The organism is Magnetospirillum moscoviense, assembly GCF_001650635.1.
GTDB lineage: Bacteria > Pseudomonadota > Alphaproteobacteria > Rhodospirillales > Magnetospirillaceae > Magnetospirillum > Magnetospirillum moscoviense.
In genome coordinates, this window is record NZ_LWQU01000104.1 from 1 (window position 1) to 15,836 (window position 15,836).

The 15,836-nt window shown below is 66.1% G+C and carries 13 protein-coding genes; 8 read left to right on the forward strand and 5 right to left on the reverse strand.

Going from position 1 to position 15,836, the window contains the following annotated elements:
* Positions 1–135: 135 nt before the first annotated feature.
* Positions 136–1,086 (reverse strand): glycosyltransferase family 2 protein, encoded by a 951-nt coding sequence (locus A6A05_RS04715; protein ID WP_172822191.1) that lies wholly within the window; start codon positions 1,084–1,086, stop codon positions 136–138.
* Between the two features lie 174 nt (positions 1,087–1,260).
* Here A6A05_RS04715 and A6A05_RS04720 point away from each other — a divergent pair, with 174 nt between their 5' ends.
* The 6 genes from A6A05_RS04720 to A6A05_RS04745 all read left to right on the forward strand — a co-directional run bounded on the left by A6A05_RS04720 (position 1,261) and on the right by A6A05_RS04745 (position 7,476).
* Positions 1,261–2,433 carry a DegT/DnrJ/EryC1/StrS family aminotransferase gene (locus A6A05_RS04720; protein ID WP_068497973.1) on the forward strand — a complete coding sequence of 391 codons (1,173 nt, stop codon included), beginning with the start codon at positions 1,261–1,263 and terminating at the stop codon, positions 2,431–2,433.
* A 119-nt stretch (positions 2,434–2,552) separates the two neighbouring features.
* Positions 2,553–3,491, forward strand: a complete 939-nt coding sequence (locus tag A6A05_RS04725) for an NAD-dependent epimerase/dehydratase family protein (RefSeq protein ID WP_068497974.1) — start codon at positions 2,553–2,555, stop codon at positions 3,489–3,491.
* Positions 3,492–3,501: 10 nt separating this feature from the next.
* Positions 3,502–4,434, forward strand: a complete 933-nt coding sequence (locus A6A05_RS04730) for a GDP-L-fucose synthase family protein (RefSeq protein ID WP_068497977.1) — start codon at positions 3,502–3,504, stop codon at positions 4,432–4,434.
* A complete protein-coding gene (locus tag A6A05_RS04735) occupies positions 4,431–5,915 on the forward strand; it encodes a B12-binding domain-containing radical SAM protein (protein WP_068498306.1) in 1,485 nt (494 codons plus the stop codon). The genes A6A05_RS04730 and A6A05_RS04735 overlap by 4 nt, the downstream gene beginning before the upstream one ends.
* Positions 5,912–6,916 carry a GHMP family kinase ATP-binding protein gene (locus A6A05_RS04740; protein WP_068497980.1) on the forward strand — a complete coding sequence of 335 codons (1,005 nt, stop codon included), beginning with the start codon at positions 5,912–5,914 and terminating at the stop codon, positions 6,914–6,916. Before A6A05_RS04735 ends, A6A05_RS04740 begins: the two co-directional genes overlap by 4 nt.
* A complete protein-coding gene (locus A6A05_RS04745; protein ID WP_068497982.1) occupies positions 6,916–7,476 on the forward strand; it encodes an NUDIX hydrolase in 561 nt (186 codons plus the stop codon). The genes A6A05_RS04740 and A6A05_RS04745 overlap by 1 nt, the downstream gene beginning before the upstream one ends.
* Here A6A05_RS04745 and A6A05_RS04750 read toward each other — a convergent pair.
* Genes A6A05_RS04750 through A6A05_RS04765 form a run of 4 tightly spaced genes read right to left on the reverse strand, consistent with a single transcriptional unit; the run spans position 7,455 to position 12,914 of the window.
* Positions 7,455–8,852: a mannose-1-phosphate guanylyltransferase/mannose-6-phosphate isomerase gene (locus A6A05_RS04750; protein ID WP_068497984.1), complete on the reverse strand. Its 1,398-nt coding sequence runs from the start codon at positions 8,850–8,852 to the stop codon at positions 7,455–7,457. The genes A6A05_RS04745 and A6A05_RS04750 overlap by 22 nt on opposite strands.
* Entirely contained in the window at positions 8,849–9,763 is a 915-nt protein-coding gene (locus tag A6A05_RS04755) for an NAD-dependent epimerase/dehydratase family protein (protein ID WP_068497986.1), read from the reverse strand. The genes A6A05_RS04750 and A6A05_RS04755 overlap by 4 nt, the downstream gene beginning before the upstream one ends.
* Complete coding sequence (locus A6A05_RS04760) at positions 9,760–10,749, reverse strand: MraY family glycosyltransferase (RefSeq protein ID WP_068497988.1); 990 nt, start codon at positions 10,747–10,749, stop codon at positions 9,760–9,762. Before A6A05_RS04760 ends, A6A05_RS04755 begins: the two co-directional genes overlap by 4 nt.
* Positions 10,750–10,757: 8 nt before the next feature.
* Positions 10,758–12,914 carry a bi-domain-containing oxidoreductase gene (locus A6A05_RS04765; protein WP_068497990.1) on the reverse strand — a complete coding sequence of 719 codons (2,157 nt, stop codon included), beginning with the start codon at positions 12,912–12,914 and terminating at the stop codon, positions 10,758–10,760.
* Between the two features lie 68 nt (positions 12,915–12,982).
* Here A6A05_RS04765 and asnB point away from each other — a divergent pair, with 68 nt between their 5' ends.
* Entirely contained in the window at positions 12,983–14,734 is a 1,752-nt protein-coding gene (gene asnB / locus A6A05_RS04770; RefSeq protein WP_068498308.1) for an asparagine synthase (glutamine-hydrolyzing), read from the forward strand.
* 112 nt (positions 14,735–14,846) lie between these two features.
* A complete protein-coding gene (locus A6A05_RS04775) occupies positions 14,847–15,821 on the forward strand; it encodes a glycosyltransferase family 2 protein (protein ID WP_068497992.1) in 975 nt (324 codons plus the stop codon).
* Positions 15,822–15,836: the final 15 nt, after the last annotated feature.

The following is a 15,836-nucleotide window of genomic DNA, read 5'->3' on the forward strand; positions in this document are numbered from 1 at the left end:
TACAAAACCGGGCGCGCCGGGCGATCTCCCCAGCATCCACCCGGCCAGACGGTCACGCCCCAGTCCCAGGCGATCCAGCGGAACTACCGCCCCACGTACTCCGCCGAAAGCTCGAGTCCGACAGGCTGCTAGCCGTCAGCCTTTCGGCGCCGGCTGGCCGTCGATGCCTAGGGTCGAGCGGACGACATAACGCGGGCGTCCACGCACATCCTTGTAGATGCGCACGATGTAAAGGCCGACCAGGCCGATCGCCGCCATCAGCGAGGCCCACGCCAGCAGGGCCAAGGCCCCCACGGCCAGACCGCCCGAGCCGCCGAACACCAAGCCCATCAGCCCGGCCAGCAGCAGCGGCACCCCGATGGCCAAGCCGGTCAGCCCGGTGGCGAGAATGGCGTAAAGCGGCGTGAACGAGAACGAGATGAAGCCGTTGACGGCGGTCTTCCACGGGTTGCGCGAAAAGATCGGGAAATGGGTCTCGCCGGCGTGGCGGGCTTGCCGCTCGTAGGTCACGAAGGCCTGGGGAAAGCCGATCCAGCTGACCAGACCGCGCAGATAGGGATCCGATTCCGGAAGCGCCAGCAACTGATCGACGGCGCGGCGCGACAACAGTTTGAAGTCGCCGGCATTGATCGGCAGGTTGATGGTCGAGGCCCACTGGATCAGCCGATAGGCCTGGCGGGTCAGCCACATCTTGGCCGGATGCTCGCCCAGGCGGTGGCTGCGCACGGTGTGGACGATATCGGCGCCGTCGCGCCAGCGGGCGATCATCTCCGAGATCAGCTCGGGCGGGTCCTGGAGATCGGTATCCAGATAGACCACGGCGTCGCCGCGGGCGACGGCCATTCCGGCCAGCACGCACTCGGACACCCCGAAGCGCCGCGACATGGTGACCACCTTGATCCGCGGGTCGGCGGCATGGAAACCGGCCAGAACGGTGGCCGAGGAATCGGATGAATCGTCATCGACGAAGATCAGCTCGTAATCGCAGCCGGCGGCCTGGATTGCGTCGCGCGTGCGGGTCACCGCCACCGGGATGTTGCTCTCCTCGTTGCGAAACGAGAAGACCACGGAAATCAAGGTATCCAAGACGATTATCCTTCGAACGTGCCCGCCATGGTTCGCTTGCGGCGGAGTATAACGGTTGGCGAGGCATGTGCAACGAGACGGTTCAGGCGGCAGAGCGGACTTTGCCGGTCTGGCCCTATATGCTATAGGGCAGCCTGAATCCCGAACTGTCGCGCGACGGGGAGTATTTTCACGATGTTCTACGAGCTTGCCGCCCCGACCTGGGGCCCCGAGGAAATCGAGGCCGCCAAGGCGGTGATCGATTCGACCTTCACCACCATGGGCGCTCAGGTCAAGGCTTTCGAGGCGGAATTCGCCGCCTATCACGGCCAGAAGCACGGCATCATGGTCAATTCCGGCTCGTCGGCCAACCTGATCGCGGTGGCGGCATTCTGCTTCAAGCAGGACCGGCCCCTGGCCCGCGGCGACGAAGTGATCGTGCCGGTGATCTCGTGGGCCACCACCTATCATCCGCTGCAGCAATACGGCCTGAAACTGCGCTTCGTCGACGTCGATCTGCAGACCCTGAACATCGACGTCGCCCAGTTGGAAAAGGCCCTGACGCCCAAGACCCGCGCCATCGTGGCGGTCTCGATCCTGGGCAACCCGGCGGCGCTGGACACCATCCGCGCCTTCGCCGACGCTCACGGCCTGATGATGCTGGAAGACAATTGCGAAAGCATGGATGCCGAGCTGAACGGCAAGAAGTGCGGCACCTTCGGGCATCTCAACACCTTCAGCTTCTTCTTCTCGCACCACATCTCGACCATGGAAGGCGGCATCGTCCTGACCGATGACGACGAGCTGGCGCATCTGTGCCGGTCGCTGCGCGCCCATGGCTGGACCCGTGACCTGCCGGCCGATTCCACCCTTTACCAGAAGAAGTCCAACGACCATTACGAGGCCTATCGCTTCATCCTGCCGGGCTACAACGTGCGCCCGCTGGAGATCGAGGCCGCCATCGGCCGCGAGCAGTTGAAGAAGCTGCCGGGCTTCACCGCCCAGCGCCGCAAGAATCTCAAGCTGTTCCAGGATCTGTTCGCTGGCGACGAGCGCTTCATCATCCAGCGCGAGAACGGCAAAAGCTCGGCCTTCTCGTTCACCATCATCCTCAACCCGGCGCTGAAGCCCAACCGGGGCAAGGTGTTCGAGGCGCTGGCCGCCGCCGATATCGGCTATCGCATCATCACCGGCGGCAATTTCCTGCGCCACGACGTGCTGCGCTTCTACGATTACGACGTGGTCGGCGGCGCGGTTCCCAACGCCGATCTTGCCCATGATTACGGGTTCTTCGTCGGCAACCACGCCTTCGACCTGACCCCCCAGATCACCCGCCTGCGCGAGGTTCTGGACCCGGTGTGCCGCTAACTGTTTCCGCCGGCGCGAAAAACATGTCAAAAACCTGAATTACCCTGGGCTCGGCCGCTGCGGCGCCGCCCGGATATCGGCGCCACGGCGCCCAGACCACAAGAAAGAGGACCCAAGGGATGAGCTACAACGTTCTGGTCACCGGTGGTGCGGGTTATCTCGGTTCGATCATGGTGCCCGAGCTGCTGAAGGCCGGCCACAAGGTCACCGTGCTGGACAATTTCATGTTCAAGCAGAACTCGCTGGCCCATTGCGTCGCCGACCCCAATTTCGACGTGGTCAAGGGCGACGCCCGCGAGGAATCGGTTCTGAAGCCGCTGTTGGCCAAGGCCGATGTGGTGGTGCCGCTGGCCGCCCTGGTCGGCGCGCCCTTGTGCAAGCAGGACCCGATCGGCGCCACCACCACCAACCTGGACGGCCAGCTGATGCTGATCAAGGCGCTGTCGAAGCAGCAGCGCGTGCTGATGCCGATCACCAATTCCGGCTATGGCGTCGGCGAATCGGGCAAGTTCTGCACCGAGGAGACGCCCTTGCGTCCGATCTCGCTGTATGGCGTGCATAAGGTGGAAGTGGAAAAGGCGGTGCTGGACCACGGCAACGCCGTCAGCTTCCGTCTGGCCACGGTGTTCGGCATGGCGCCGCGCATGCGCCTCGACCTGCTGGTCAACGACTTCACCTACCGCGCCGTCTATGACCGCTTCGTGGTGCTGTTCGAAAGCCACTTCAAGCGCAATTACATCCATGTGCGCGACGTGTCGCGCGCCTTCTTGCACGCGCTCGACAATTTCGAGGCGATGAAGGGCCAGCCCTACAATGTCGGCCTGTCCGACGCCAACCTGTCGAAGTTCGAGCTGTGCCAGCGCATTCAGAACCAGATCAAGGATTTCGTCTTCCTGGAAGCGCCGGTGGGTGAAGACCCCGACAAGCGTGACTATATCGTCTCGAACGAGAAGATCGAGAAGACCGGCTGGAAGCCCGCCCACTCGCTCGACATGGGTATCGCCGAGCTGATCAAGGGCTACCGCATGATCAAGAACACCATCTACACCAACGTCTAGGACCAAGCCCTTGACCTTCGAGCTTGCCGGGAAGCGGGTTTGGGTGGCCGGCCATAAGGGAATGGTCGGCCAGGCCCTGGTGCGGCGTCTGGCCGCCGTCGATTGCGAAATCCTGACGGTGGACAAGGCCCGGCTGGACCTGCGCCGGCAGGCCGAGGTCGAGGCGTGGATGGCCGAGCACAAGCCCGACGCGGTGTTCATCGCCGCCGCCCGGGTCGGGGGCATCCAGGCCAATTCCGCCCGGCCCGGCGAGTTCTTCTTCGACAACAGTGCCATCGCCACCAACATCATCCATGGCGCCCACCTGAGCGGGGTGGCCAAGCTGATGTTCCTGGGCTCGGCCTGCGTCTATCCGCGCATTTGCGAGCAGCCGATCCCCGAGACCGCGATGATGACCGGCCCGCTGGAGCCCACCAACGAGGGCTATGCCATGGCCAAGCTGGGCGCCATCGCCATGGCCAAGGGCTATCGTCGCCAGTACGGCCGCGATTTCATCTCGGTGGTGCCGACTAACCTGTACGGTCCCGGCGATAATCTCGACCCGGCGGCCAGCCATGTGGTGCCGGCGACATTGCGCAAGGTGCTGGAGGCCCAGGCGGCCCGCGCCCCGGTGGTGGTGTGGGGTACCGGCAGCCCGCGGCGCGAATTCCTGCATGTCGATGATGCCGCCGACGCCATGGTGTTCCTGATGGAGCGCTATTCCGACGACGACATCATCAATATCGGCGCCGGCGAGGATGTGTCGATCCGCGAGCTGACCGAAAAGGTGTGCGCCATCGCCGGCTATGACACCGAACTGCAATTCGACCTGACCAAGCCCGATGGCATGCCCAGGAAGCAGCTCGATGCCGGCCGTCTGCTGGCCATGGGCTGGCGCCCCCGCATCGCTTTGTCCGACGGCTTGCAAGAAACATTGGAATGGGTCCGCGGGGTGCTGCCATGACCATTGATGTCGTGTTGATCAACCCGGGCGGGCGTGAACTCGTCTATCAGCAGCTGGGCAACGAGCTGACCGCCATCGAGCCGCCCTTGTGGTGCCGCCTGATCGCCGGTTACGTCCGCGACCGTGGCCTAAGCGTGGCGATCATCGATTCGGAAGCCGAGGGCTGGGGGCCGCAGCACGTGGCCGAACGGGTCGCCGAGCTTGCCCCGACCCTGGTCGGCATGGTGGTGTTCGGCCATCAGCCGTCGGCTTCGACCCAGATGATGGTCGGCGCCGCCGAGGGCTGCCGGGCCATCAAGGAGGTGTTGCCCGACACCCCGATCCTGATCGTCGGCGGCCATGTCTCGGCCCTGCCCGAGCGGACGCTGCGCGAGGAGCCGGTGGATTTCGCCTGCAAGGGCGAGGGGCCGGTGACATTGGTGCAGCTGGTGGCCCAATTGCAGGCGGGCGAACCCGACCTGGCGGCGGTCGAGGGCCTGGTGTGGTGGGACGAGGACGAGGTCCGCATCAATCCCAGCGCCACCTTGATCAGCGACCTGGATGCCGATTTGCACGGCAATGTCTGGGACATGCTGCCGATGGAGCGTTACCGCGCCCATAATTGGCAATGTTTCGGCGATCTGGGCGCGCGCCAGCCCTATGCCTCGATCTACACCTCGCTGGGCTGCCCCTACAAGTGCAGCTTCTGCTGCATCAACGCCCCCTTCGACGCCAACCGTTACCGCATGCGCAAGCCGGAAGCGGTGGTGGCCGAGATCGATCATCTGTACCGCACCTATGGAATCAAGACCTTCAAGATCATCGACGAGATGTTCGTGCTGAACGAACGCCACGTCTTCGCCATCTGCGACGGGCTGATCGCCCTGGGCTATTCCGACCAGCTGAATTTCTGGGCCTATTCCCGCGTCGATACCGTCAAGCCGCACATGCTGGAAAAGTTGCGCAAGGCCGGCATCCGCTGGCTGGCGCTGGGCATCGAATCGGGGTCGAAACATGTTCGCGACGGCTCGGACAAGCGGCTGAAATACGAAGATATCGTCGCCGTGGTGCGCGACATCCAGAAGGCCGGCATCAACGTCATCGGCAATTATATCTTCGGCCTGCCCGACGACACGGTGGAAACCATGCGCGAGACGCTGGAGCTGGCCAAGGAAGTCAATTGCGAGTTCGCCAATTTCTATTCGGCCATGGCCTATCCCGGCTCGCAGCTCTATGCCATGGCGGTGGCGCAGGGGTGGGCGCTGCCCCAGGAATGGTCGGGCTTCTCGCAGCATTCCTTTGATTGCCAGCCCTTGCCGACCGAGCATGCCTCGGCCGCCCAGGTCCTGAAGTTCCGCGACGACGGCTTTCACGAATATTTTGCCAATCCGCGCTATCTGGACATGGTGACCCAGCGCTTCGGCTGGGACACCCGCCGTCACATCGAGGAGATGGCGGTCCATCGCCTGCGGCGTAAGCTGTTGGAAGAGGAAGGCGCATGATCATCAGCCGCACCCCCTTTCGTATTTCCCTGTTCGGCGGCGGTTCGGACTATCCGCAATGGTACTTGAACCATGGCGGCTCGGTCTTGGGCTTCGCCATCGACAAATATTGCTATATCTCGCTTCGGGCCTTGCCGCAATTCTTCGAACATCGCCATCGGGTGGTCTATTCCAAGGTCGAAACGGTCAAGGACATCAGCGAGATTCAGCATCCGGCGGTGCGCGCCGTGCTGGCCGAGACCGGGGTCGATTACGGCGTCGAGATCCATCATGACGGCGATCTGCCGGCCCGATCCGGCCTGGGCTCGTCGTCGTCCTTCACCGTCGGGCTGTTGAAGGCGCTTTATGCGCAGAAGGGCCGGATGGTGTCGCAGAATTTCCTGGCCCGCGAGGCGATCCGCATCGAGCAGCAGGTGATCGGCGAGAATGTCGGCTCGCAGGATCAGATCTGGGCGGCCTATGGCGGCATGAACCGTGTCGATTTCTTCACCGACGGCAATTTTTCGGTGGTGCCGCTGGTGATGGCCCCCGAACGCCGTCGCGATCTGCTGGGCCATTTCATGCTGTTCTTCACCGGCCTGTCGCGCTTCGCGACGGAAGTGGCCGGCAAGAAGATCGCCAATCTGGAAAAGCGCGCCGCCGACATCACCCAGATGGTGGCGATGGTCGATCAGGCCCAGACCATCCTGGGCGATCCCGACCGCGACCTGTCCGACATCGGCCGCCTGCTGCATGAAAGCTGGTGTCTGAAGCGCGGTCTGGCCGATTCGGTCAGTTCCGACGACATCGATCGAATTTACAAGGCCGGCCGCGATGCCGGCGCCATCGGCGGCAAGCTGCTGGGCGCCGGCGGCGGCGGCTTCGTCTTGTTCTATGTCGAGCCCGAGCGCCAGCAGGCGGTGCGCGAGGCGTTGCACCCGCTGATCGAGGTTCGTTTCGATATCGATTATGCCGGCAGCAAGATCGTGGTCTACGAACCTGCCGGGTTGGAACACCGCTGATGGCGCCGCCGGTCCGGCTGCTGGGCCGCAGGCCTGCCTGTGAGAACCGGGTGTGGCGTGTCGATTTCGACCATATCGCCGCCGACGGTGTCGAGGTTCCCAATTACCTGACCATGGTTCCCAAAGGCCTGAGACCCGACGGGATCGGCGGCGTGTCGGTGTTGCCGGTGACCGCCGACGGGTTCGTATTGCTGCGCAACTATCGCCATGCCGTCGATGCCTGGCTGTGGGAATTGCCGCGCGGCTTCGTCGATGCCGGCGAGAGCGCCGAGAGCGCTGCGCGGCGCGAACTGGAAGAAGAAGCCGGCCTGACTTGCGACCCGGCCGATCTGGTGCCGCTGGGCTTCTTCTATCCCGAGGCCAGCACCATCCGCGCCAAGGGGGCGCTGTTCGCCGCCACCCGCTGCCGCCCGGCAGCCACGCCCCGCGATTCCGAGCCGGGGCTGGGCCAGCCGGTCACGGTTTCCCATGACGAATTGGCGCGGATGCTGAACGACGGCGAGATCGAGGATGCCTCGACCGCCATCGCCTGCCATCGCTATTTCTCGGTGCGACCGTAGGCGTCTTCCAGGCGGACGATATCGTCCTCGCCGACATATTCCCCCGACTGGACCTCGATCATCCGCAGCGGCAGCCGGCCGGGATTTTCCAGCCGGTGCGGGGTTCCGGCCGGGATGAAGGTCGATTCGTTCTCGCGCAGCGTGAACGTCTGCTCGCCGCAGGTCACCAGGGCGGTGCCGGTCACCACCACCCAATGCTCGGACCGGTGCCAGTGCTTCTGCAGGGACAGCTTCGCTCCGGGATTGACCTGGATGTGCTTGACCCGGAAGCGGTGGCCGTCATCGAGATTCTGGAACCAGCCCCAGGGGCGCCAGGCGCGGCTGCCATGGGTGGCCTCGGACCGGTTCTTGGCCTTCAGGGCCTCGACGATCTTCTTGACGTCCTGGTCATGCGCCTTGCCGGCGACCAGAACGGCGTCGTCGGTGGCGACCACCACCAGATCCTTGACCCCGATGGTGGTCAGCAGGCGGTCGTCGCTGCGCAGATAGCAGCCTTCGGTACCGGTGGTGATGACGTCGCCGATGGTGACGTTGCCGTTGTCGTCGGGCTGGCTTTCCTGCCACAGCGACGACCACGAGCCGATGTCCGACCAGCCCATCTCGACCGGCACCATGGCGGCGCGGGCGGTCTGTTCCATCACCGCGTAATCGATGCTTTCGCCGGAAAGGGTGGCGAACGGTCCTTCGGCCAGGCGGAAGAAGAACAGGTCGGTCGCGCCTTGTTCCAGCGCGTCGCGGCAGCCCTGGATCATGCCGGGGCGCAGGCGGGCCAGTTCCTCAAGGTACAGGCGGGCGGGGAACAGGAAGATGCCGCTGTTCCAGGCATAGGTGCCCTCGGCCAGATAGGTTTCGGCGGTGGCGCGGTCGGGCTTCTCGACGAAGCGCCGCACGGTGAAGCCGTCCATCACCGCCTCGCCCCGCTGGATATAGCCGTAACCTGTATTGGGCTCGGTCGGCTCGATTCCGAAGGTCACCAGATGGCCGGCCTTCGCCAGCGGCATGGCCTTGGCGATGGCAGCCTGAAAGGCGGCGACGTCGCGCACCAGATGGTCCGACGGCATCACCAGCAGCAGCGCGTCCGGTTGATCGGCGGCCAGCAGGGCGGCGACGGCGACGGCGGGCGCGGTATTGCGGCCGCACGGCTCGATGACGATGGCTTTGGGCTCGATGCCGATCTCGCGCAATTGCTCGGCGACGATGAAGCGGTGTTCCTGATTGCACACCACGATGGGGGCGGCGTTGGCCCTGAGCGCGGTCTCCTGCAGCAGCGTGCGCTCGGACAGCAGTTTCAGCATCTGCTTGGGCATCATCTCGCGCGACAGCGGCCACAGGCGGGTGCCGGCACCACCGGACAGGATCACGGGAATCAAGGTCATCGGGTGTTTCTCCAAGCCGACGTCATGCGGGCCAAGCCGTCCTTCAGGGACAAAGGCGGGGTCCATCCCAACGCCCTGAGAGGCGAATCATCGACCACCAGCGATCCGGTCAGGCGCCTGATGGTGCCAGATCGGCCGAGCAGTCGGAAGAGGATCGCGGGCAGCGGGATCAACCGGGCCGGCCGGCCCAGGCCGGCGCCCAGCAGGCGCAGTAATTGCGATGTCGAAACGTCTTCGCCGTCGCGGATCAGGAAGGTGCCCGCGGCCCGGCGTTCCAGCAGGAATCCCAGCGCATCGGCCAGATTGTCGATGCCGACCAGCGAGCGGCGGTTGGCCAGCCCACCCAGCGGCAAGGGCAGGCCGGTGTTCAACACCTTCAGCAGTGTCGCCAGGTTGCCCTTGGCGCCGGGGCCGTGGATCAGCGGCGGGCGCAGGATGGTCAGGGCCATCGGCCCGGCGACGGCGCGCAAGCCTTGCTCGGCCTCGGCCTTGGCTATGCCGTAGGGATCGCACGGGGCCGGCGGGTCGTCGGCGGTGAACGGCCGGTCGGGAAGAGTGGCCTCGCCATTGACCTTGATGGAGCTGGCGAACAGAAAATGCTTCACCCCGGCGCCGGCGGCCTGTTCGGCCAGGTGCAAGGTGGCGTCGCGATTGATCCGGCGAAACAGCGCCAGCGGATCGGTCTCGGCTTCCTGCATGACATGGGCGCGGGCGGCCAGATGCACCACCGCCTCGACACCATCAAGCGCCGGGCGCCAGTCGGTGTCGGGGCCTAGCTCGCCGATGCGGATCACCACCAGCCCCGGCAGATCGCGGCGGCTGGCGGCCACCACCCGATGGCCGCGCGCCATCAAGGCGCGGCAGACCGGACCGCCGACGAAGCCGCTGGCGCCGGTGACCAGGATCTTCATGCCGGGGCTCCCTTCGACCAGCGACTCAGCACAGCCAGCAGGGCGGCGACCACCGCGATGGCGGCGCCAAGCCCGACCCAGGTCAGGCCCATGGCGGCCAGGGCGGCGGCGCCGATCAGCACGATATTGGCGGCGCCGATGATTGCGGCCACCTGATCGTGGCGTTTGCCGCCCTGGACGGCGCGCTGATAGAAATGCAGGCGGTGGGCCTGCCACACCTTCTCGCCCCTGAGGGCCCGGCGGGTCAGGGTGATGGTGGCGTCGGCGACATAATAGGCCGGCAGGATCAGCGCGGCGGCCAGCTGGCCCTCGGCGGCCAGGGCGGCCAACAATCCGCCCAGCACGAAGCCGAACGGCACGCTGCCGGAATCGCCCAGGAACATCCGGGCCGGGTGCCAGTTGAAATGCAGGAAGGTTCCGCCGATCACCGCGACGGTCAGGGCGGCGGACGCCACCACCGGGTCGGCGCCGGCCAGACCGGCGACGATGGCGATGCCGCCGCCCAGCGACATCGTTTCGATCCCGGTGATTCCGTCGATGCCGTCCATGAAATTATAAAGGTTGACGAACCACAGCCAGCCCAGGCCGGCCAGCAGTGCGTCGAGCCACCAGGGCAGGGCCGGGCTGATGACCCAGCCTGCCAGCATCGTCACACCCAAGGCGACCATGGCCGCCTGGACCAGGAAACGTGGGCCGGGGGCCAAGCCGCGCCGATCGTCGATCCACGAGACCGCCAGCAGAACCACCGTTCCCGCCCCCAAGGCCAGGGCCAAGGGGTGCCGAGCCTGCCATCCCATCAGCAGCATCAGCGCCGCCATCACCGGGCTGGTGGCCAGGCCGCCGCCGCGCGGGGTTGGCAGGGTGTGGCTGGACCGTTCGTTGGGAAAATCGAGGATCTGGCGCCGCTTCAGCCAGGACAGCACGGCCCGGCCGGCAACCAGGGTGGCGGCGCCTGCGACCACTAGCCATGGCCAAGCCTGCGGCATCACCGTCCTTACTCCGCCAGGGCGACGCGCTGACCCCGGGCCAGCGAATCGAGCACGGCGATGGTGGCCAGGCTGGTCTCGATCAGCTCGGCCTCATCGACCGGAGCCGGGCCGCCGGCCGCTACCGCCGCGGCGAAGGCCTCCAGTTCCGCCCGGTGGCCCTTGTCCTGGCCCAATCCGGACTTTTCCGTGCGGGTCTTGCCGTTCTCGGTCACCGTCAGAGTCAGGAAATTGTCGATCACCAGAACAGTTCCGCCAGCGAAACACTCGAAGCGTTCTTTGGAATAGGACGAATCGCCCTGGGCGGTGTAGATGATGGTGGCTAGCGAGCCGTCCTTGAAGGCCAAGGTGACGGTCAGGTCGTCGCAACCGCCATGGGTGACGCGGGCGGCATCGGCCTGGACGGTGGAGATCGGGCTGCCGACCAGGGTGCGGGCCAGATCGACGAAGTGGCAGACCTCGCCCAGAATGCGACCGCCCCCTTCCTCGGCGGCGTTGACCCAGCTTTCCGCCGGCAGTGCGCCGGCATTGACCCGGAGCACCAGGATCTTCGGCCCGTGGTGGCGGGCCAGCAGGGCGCGGGCCTTGACGGTCAGCGGTGCGAAGCGGCGGTTGAAGCCGACCAGGAAGAAACCGGCCGAGCCCCGGCGGGCGGCGATCACCTGGTTCAATTGCAGGCGATCCAGCGCCAGCGGCTTTTCGACGATCACCGACTTGCCGGCGGCCAGGCAGCGCGCCGTCAGCTCGGCATGGTTGGAATGGCGGGTGGCCACCAGCACGCCGTTGATGGAGGGGTCGCCCAGTAATTGGTCGAGATCGGTGGTGGCGGTGGTGAAGCCGAAGGCGGTGCGGGCATGTTCGGCAGTCTGTCCGCGGGTGGTGCAGATGGTGCGGAAGTTGACGCCGGGCAGGCGCTTGAATTCCGGCAGCAGCACGGTGCGGGCGAAATTGCCGGCGCCGACCACGCCCAGCACGCAGCCGCCATCGGCGACAAGAGGCGCCGGGAAGATTGGTGTGGCGGCTTTTGTTGCCTCGTCGTAATGAAGGATGACGCCCAGGTGGGGCTCGGCCCCGCGGGTGACCAGGTCATAGGCGCTTTCGGCGCGATCGAAGGGAAAGCGATGGGTGATCAGGGCGCCGACATCCAGGCGCCGGGCCAGGGTCGGGCTCATCAGACGCACGCATTCCTTCAGGTTTTCCGCCTCGGTCCAGCGCACCCAGCCGGCCGGATATTTCAGGCCCCGGCCTTCGAAATCCTCGTCATAGCGGCCTGGGCCATAGGACCGCGACACCATCAGCTGCAGTTCCTTCTTCATGAAGGCCGCATAGGGGAATTCGGTGCCGGTCTTGCCGACCATCACTACCCGGGCGCGGTCGCGGGCCAGCTCGGCGGCCAGTTCCAGCGGTTCCGCCGAATCGGTGGCGGCGCAGACCAGGATACCGTCGCATCCCAGGCCACCGGTCAGGGTGGCGACCGCCTCGGCCAGGCCGGGCTCGCCCAGTTTCCAGGACAGCTCGGCCCCGGTGCGCCGCGCCAGCTCCAGGCGCGCGGGATTGACGTCGATGGCGATTACCCGCACCCCGGCCAGGGTGGCCAATTGCTGGGCGATCTGGCCGACCAGGCCGACGCCCAGCACCGCGACGACGTCGCCCAGCTGCGGCGCCAGATTGCGCAGGCCGGCCATGGCGATGGCGGCGACGGTGCCGAAGCAGGCCTCCTCGTCCGAGAGACCGTCGGGGATGGGGGCGACCAGATTGCGCGGCACCACGTTCAGTTCGGCATGGTTGGCCAGGCCGGCCCCGGCCATGGCGACGCGCTGGCCGACCTGGAACAGGCCTTCGCAGCCGGCGCCGACGGCCACCACCTCGCCGGCGGCGGAATAGCCCAGCGGCAGCGGCTCGTCCAGGCGGGCCATCACCGCCTTGAACGTGGCCAGCACGCCGTCGCGCTTGGCCTTGTCCACCACCTTGCGCACAAGGTCGGGCCGTTCCTTGGCCTTGCCGGCCAGGCTTTTCTTGGCGAAGTCGATGACCATCCGCTCGGTGCCGGCGGAAATCAGCGACGCCCGCGTACGCACCAGCACCGTCCCCGACCGGACCCGAGGCTCGGGGACCTCGGTCAAGGCCAGCTTGCCGGACCGCGCACTTTGGATGACCTGCTTCATAGGATTGCCCCTGGCCTGAACCCAGGGCTATATACGGCGATCCTTGGCCTTTGGGAAAGACCGAATCCATGTGTGGCCTAGCCGCGATTCTCGCCGGAGCCGGCGCTTCCCGTCCGGTGGATGCCGACGAGTTGGTGCGGATTCGCGATGCCATGACGGCGCGCGGTCCCGACGGCCGGGGTCTGTGGCTGTCGCCAGATGGCCGGGTCGGGCTGGCGCATCGCCGTCTGGCCATCATCGACCTGTCGCCGGCCGGGGCTCAGCCGATGGCCAGCACCTGCGGCGGCTATCGCATCGTTTTCAACGGCGAGATCTACAATTACCGGGCCTTGCGGGCCGAATTGGAGGCCGAGGGCGTCACCTTCCGCTCGCATACCGATACCGAGGTGATCCTGGAGCTGTATCGCCGCGACGGCATGGCCATGCTGGAGCGTCTGCGTGGCATGTTCGCCCTTGCCCTGTGGGACCAGGCCCGGCAGGGGATGCTGCTGGCCCGCGATCCCTTCGGGATCAAGCCGCTTTACGTCGCCGATGACGGAAGTACCCTGCGGGCGGCGTCCCAGGTCAAGGCGCTGCTGGCCGGCGGCGCCATCGACACCCGCCCGGATCCGGCCGGCCATGTCGGCTTCTTTCTGTGGGGCCATGTCCCCGAACCCCATACGCTGTACGACCGCATCAAGCCGGTGGCGGCGGGATCGTGGATCTGGGCCGGGTCCGACGGCACACGCCGGTACGGGCAATTCTTCGATCTGCGCGCGGAATTCGGACGCCCGGCCGGGCCAGCCGGGGCCAGCCTGCGCGAGGCCTTGCTGGACAGCGTCCGCCACCACCTGGAGGCCGATGTTCCGGTCGGGGTTTTCCTGTCGTCGGGGCTGGACTCGGCGACCCTGACCGCCTGTACCCGCGAGCTGACGGAAACCTTGCCCCATACCGTGACGCTGGGTTTTCGGGAGTTCGCCGGCGGACCCAGGGACGAGACGCCGCTGGCCGAGCGCATCGCCGCCCATTACGGCACCCACCATCGCACCATCCATATCACCGCCGCCGATTTTGCCGCCCATCGCGAGCGCATCATCGCCGACATGGATCAGCCGTCGGTCGATGGGGTGAACACATGGTTCGTGGCCAGGGCGGCGCGGGAATGCGGTTTGAAGGTCGCGTTGTCGGGGCTGGGCGGCGACGAGCTGTTCGGGGGGTATGATTCCTTTCGCCAGCTTCCCCGGCTGGTCGCCGCGATGGCGCCCCTGCGCCACGTGTCCGGACTGGGCCGAATGGTGCGACGGATGACCGCACCGTGGATCGGGCGGTTTGCCTCGCCCAAGGCCGCCGGCCTGCTGGAATACGGGACCAGCTTCGGCGACGCCTATTTGTTGCGGCGCGGCCTGCACATGCCGTGGGAACTGGCCGGGGTCATGGATCCCGAGATGGCCAGGATCGGCTGGCGCGACCTGCAGGCCCGTGCCGCCCTGGCGGCGGCGGCGGCGGACATCGCGGGTGATCGCCGGAAGGTGTCCGCCCTGGAAATGGGCTTTTACATGCGCAACCAGCTTTTGCGCGACGCCGATTGGGCCGGCATGGCCCATTCGCTGGAAATCCGCGTGCCGCTGGTCGATGTCGAGCTGTTCCGGACGGTGGTCGCCCTGGCGGGCGACGGCCAAGGACCCGGCAAGCAGGACATGGCGGCCTGTTCGGTCCCGGCGCTGCCCCACGAGGTCCTCAACCGTCCCAAGAGCGGCTTCTTCGTGCCGGTCGCGCAATGGCTGGGCGAGCGGACGCTGAAGGGATGGGCGGCCAGGGTCTATGACGCGTTTGCCGCGTGATGGTCCCCGATCCGGTCGCGGTTTTTGCTTGCCAGCACCCCCTTCATCGTAGCACTTGTGTCTCGGGTGGCCATCCTGCGGTGGCTCGCTTTTCTCAGGGTATGGAGGTGGCGTGACCGACTGCAGTGACACTCTGGACATCAGTATCGTCGTTCCCGCTTTCAACGAGCGCGAGACGCTGGCCGCGCTGGTGGCGGGGGTGCGTGCGAGTCTGCAGCCGGTGCCCGGCCGAACCTGGGAAATCCTGTTTATCGACGATGGCAGCCAGGACGGCAGCTGGGACGAGATGACCCGCCTGGCCGCCGAGGATGGCTCGGTGCACGCCATCCGGATGCGGCGCAATTTCGGCAAGGCGATGGCGCTGTCGGTCGGGTTCCGGGCGGCGCGTGGCCGGACGATCGTGACCATGGACGCCGATCTGCAAGACGACCCGCAAGAGATTCCGCGTTTTCTCGACAAGCTCGAAGAGGGCTACGACCTGGTGTCCGGCTGGAAGGAACGCCGCCAGGACCCGCTGGACAAGACCTTGCCGTCGCGCTTGTTCAACGCGGTGACGTCGAAGGTGTCGGGCGTGAAGCTGCGAGACTTCAATTGCGGCTTCAAGGCCTATCGGGCCGGCGTGGTGCGCAACATTCGCCTGTATGGCGAGCTGCACCGTTATATTCCGGTCCTGGCCCACGCCCAGGGTTTCCGGATCGGCGAGATTCCCGTCCAGCACCATCCCCGTCGCTTTGGCGTTTCCAAATACGGGCTCGAGCGCTATGTCCGCGGTCTCTTGGATTTGCTGACCGTGGTGGCCCTGACCCGCTACTCGACCCGACCGGGCCATCTGTTTGGCGGCATCGGCGTGGCGCTGGGCCTGGTCAGCGCCGCGGTTCTGGCGTGGTTGACCGGCGTTTGGCTGTTCACCGACAACGCCATCGGCCACCGCCCGCTGCTGTCCTTCGGGGTCATGACCGGGGTGATCGCCGTCCAGTTGGTCTGTTTCGGCATGCTGGCCGAGTTGATCGTCGCCAAGGGCGAACTTGTCGATCCCGCCTGTCTGGTGGCCGAGACCAGCCGAAACGAACCACCCGGCGACAGCTGAGACGGCACGGCGGAC

Excerpts from the sequence above, each read along its gene's own strand:
- A6A05_RS04720 (WP_068497973.1), top strand. The coding sequence starts at position 1,261 with ATGTTCTACGAGCTTGCCGCCCCGACCTGGGGCCCCGAGGAAATCGAG.
- A6A05_RS04755 (WP_068497986.1), bottom strand. The coding sequence starts at position 9,763 with ATGAAGATCCTGGTCACCGGCGCCAGCGGCTTCGTCGGCGGTCCGGTC.
- A6A05_RS04750 (WP_068497984.1), bottom strand. The coding sequence starts at position 8,852 with ATGACCTTGATTCCCGTGATCCTGTCCGGTGGTGCCGGCACCCGCCTG.
- A6A05_RS04760 (WP_068497988.1), bottom strand. The coding sequence starts at position 10,749 with ATGCCGCAGGCTTGGCCATGGCTAGTGGTCGCAGGCGCCGCCACCCTG.
- A6A05_RS04745 (WP_068497982.1), top strand. The coding sequence starts at position 6,916 with ATGGCGCCGCCGGTCCGGCTGCTGGGCCGCAGGCCTGCCTGTGAGAAC.
- A6A05_RS04765 (WP_068497990.1), bottom strand. The coding sequence starts at position 12,914 with ATGAAGCAGGTCATCCAAAGTGCGCGGTCCGGCAAGCTGGCCTTGACC.
- asnB (WP_068498308.1), top strand. The coding sequence starts at position 12,983 with ATGTGTGGCCTAGCCGCGATTCTCGCCGGAGCCGGCGCTTCCCGTCCG.
- A6A05_RS04725 (WP_068497974.1), top strand. The coding sequence starts at position 2,553 with ATGAGCTACAACGTTCTGGTCACCGGTGGTGCGGGTTATCTCGGTTCG.
- A6A05_RS04740 (WP_068497980.1), top strand. The coding sequence starts at position 5,912 with ATGATCATCAGCCGCACCCCCTTTCGTATTTCCCTGTTCGGCGGCGGT.
- A6A05_RS04735 (WP_068498306.1), top strand. The coding sequence starts at position 4,431 with ATGACCATTGATGTCGTGTTGATCAACCCGGGCGGGCGTGAACTCGTC.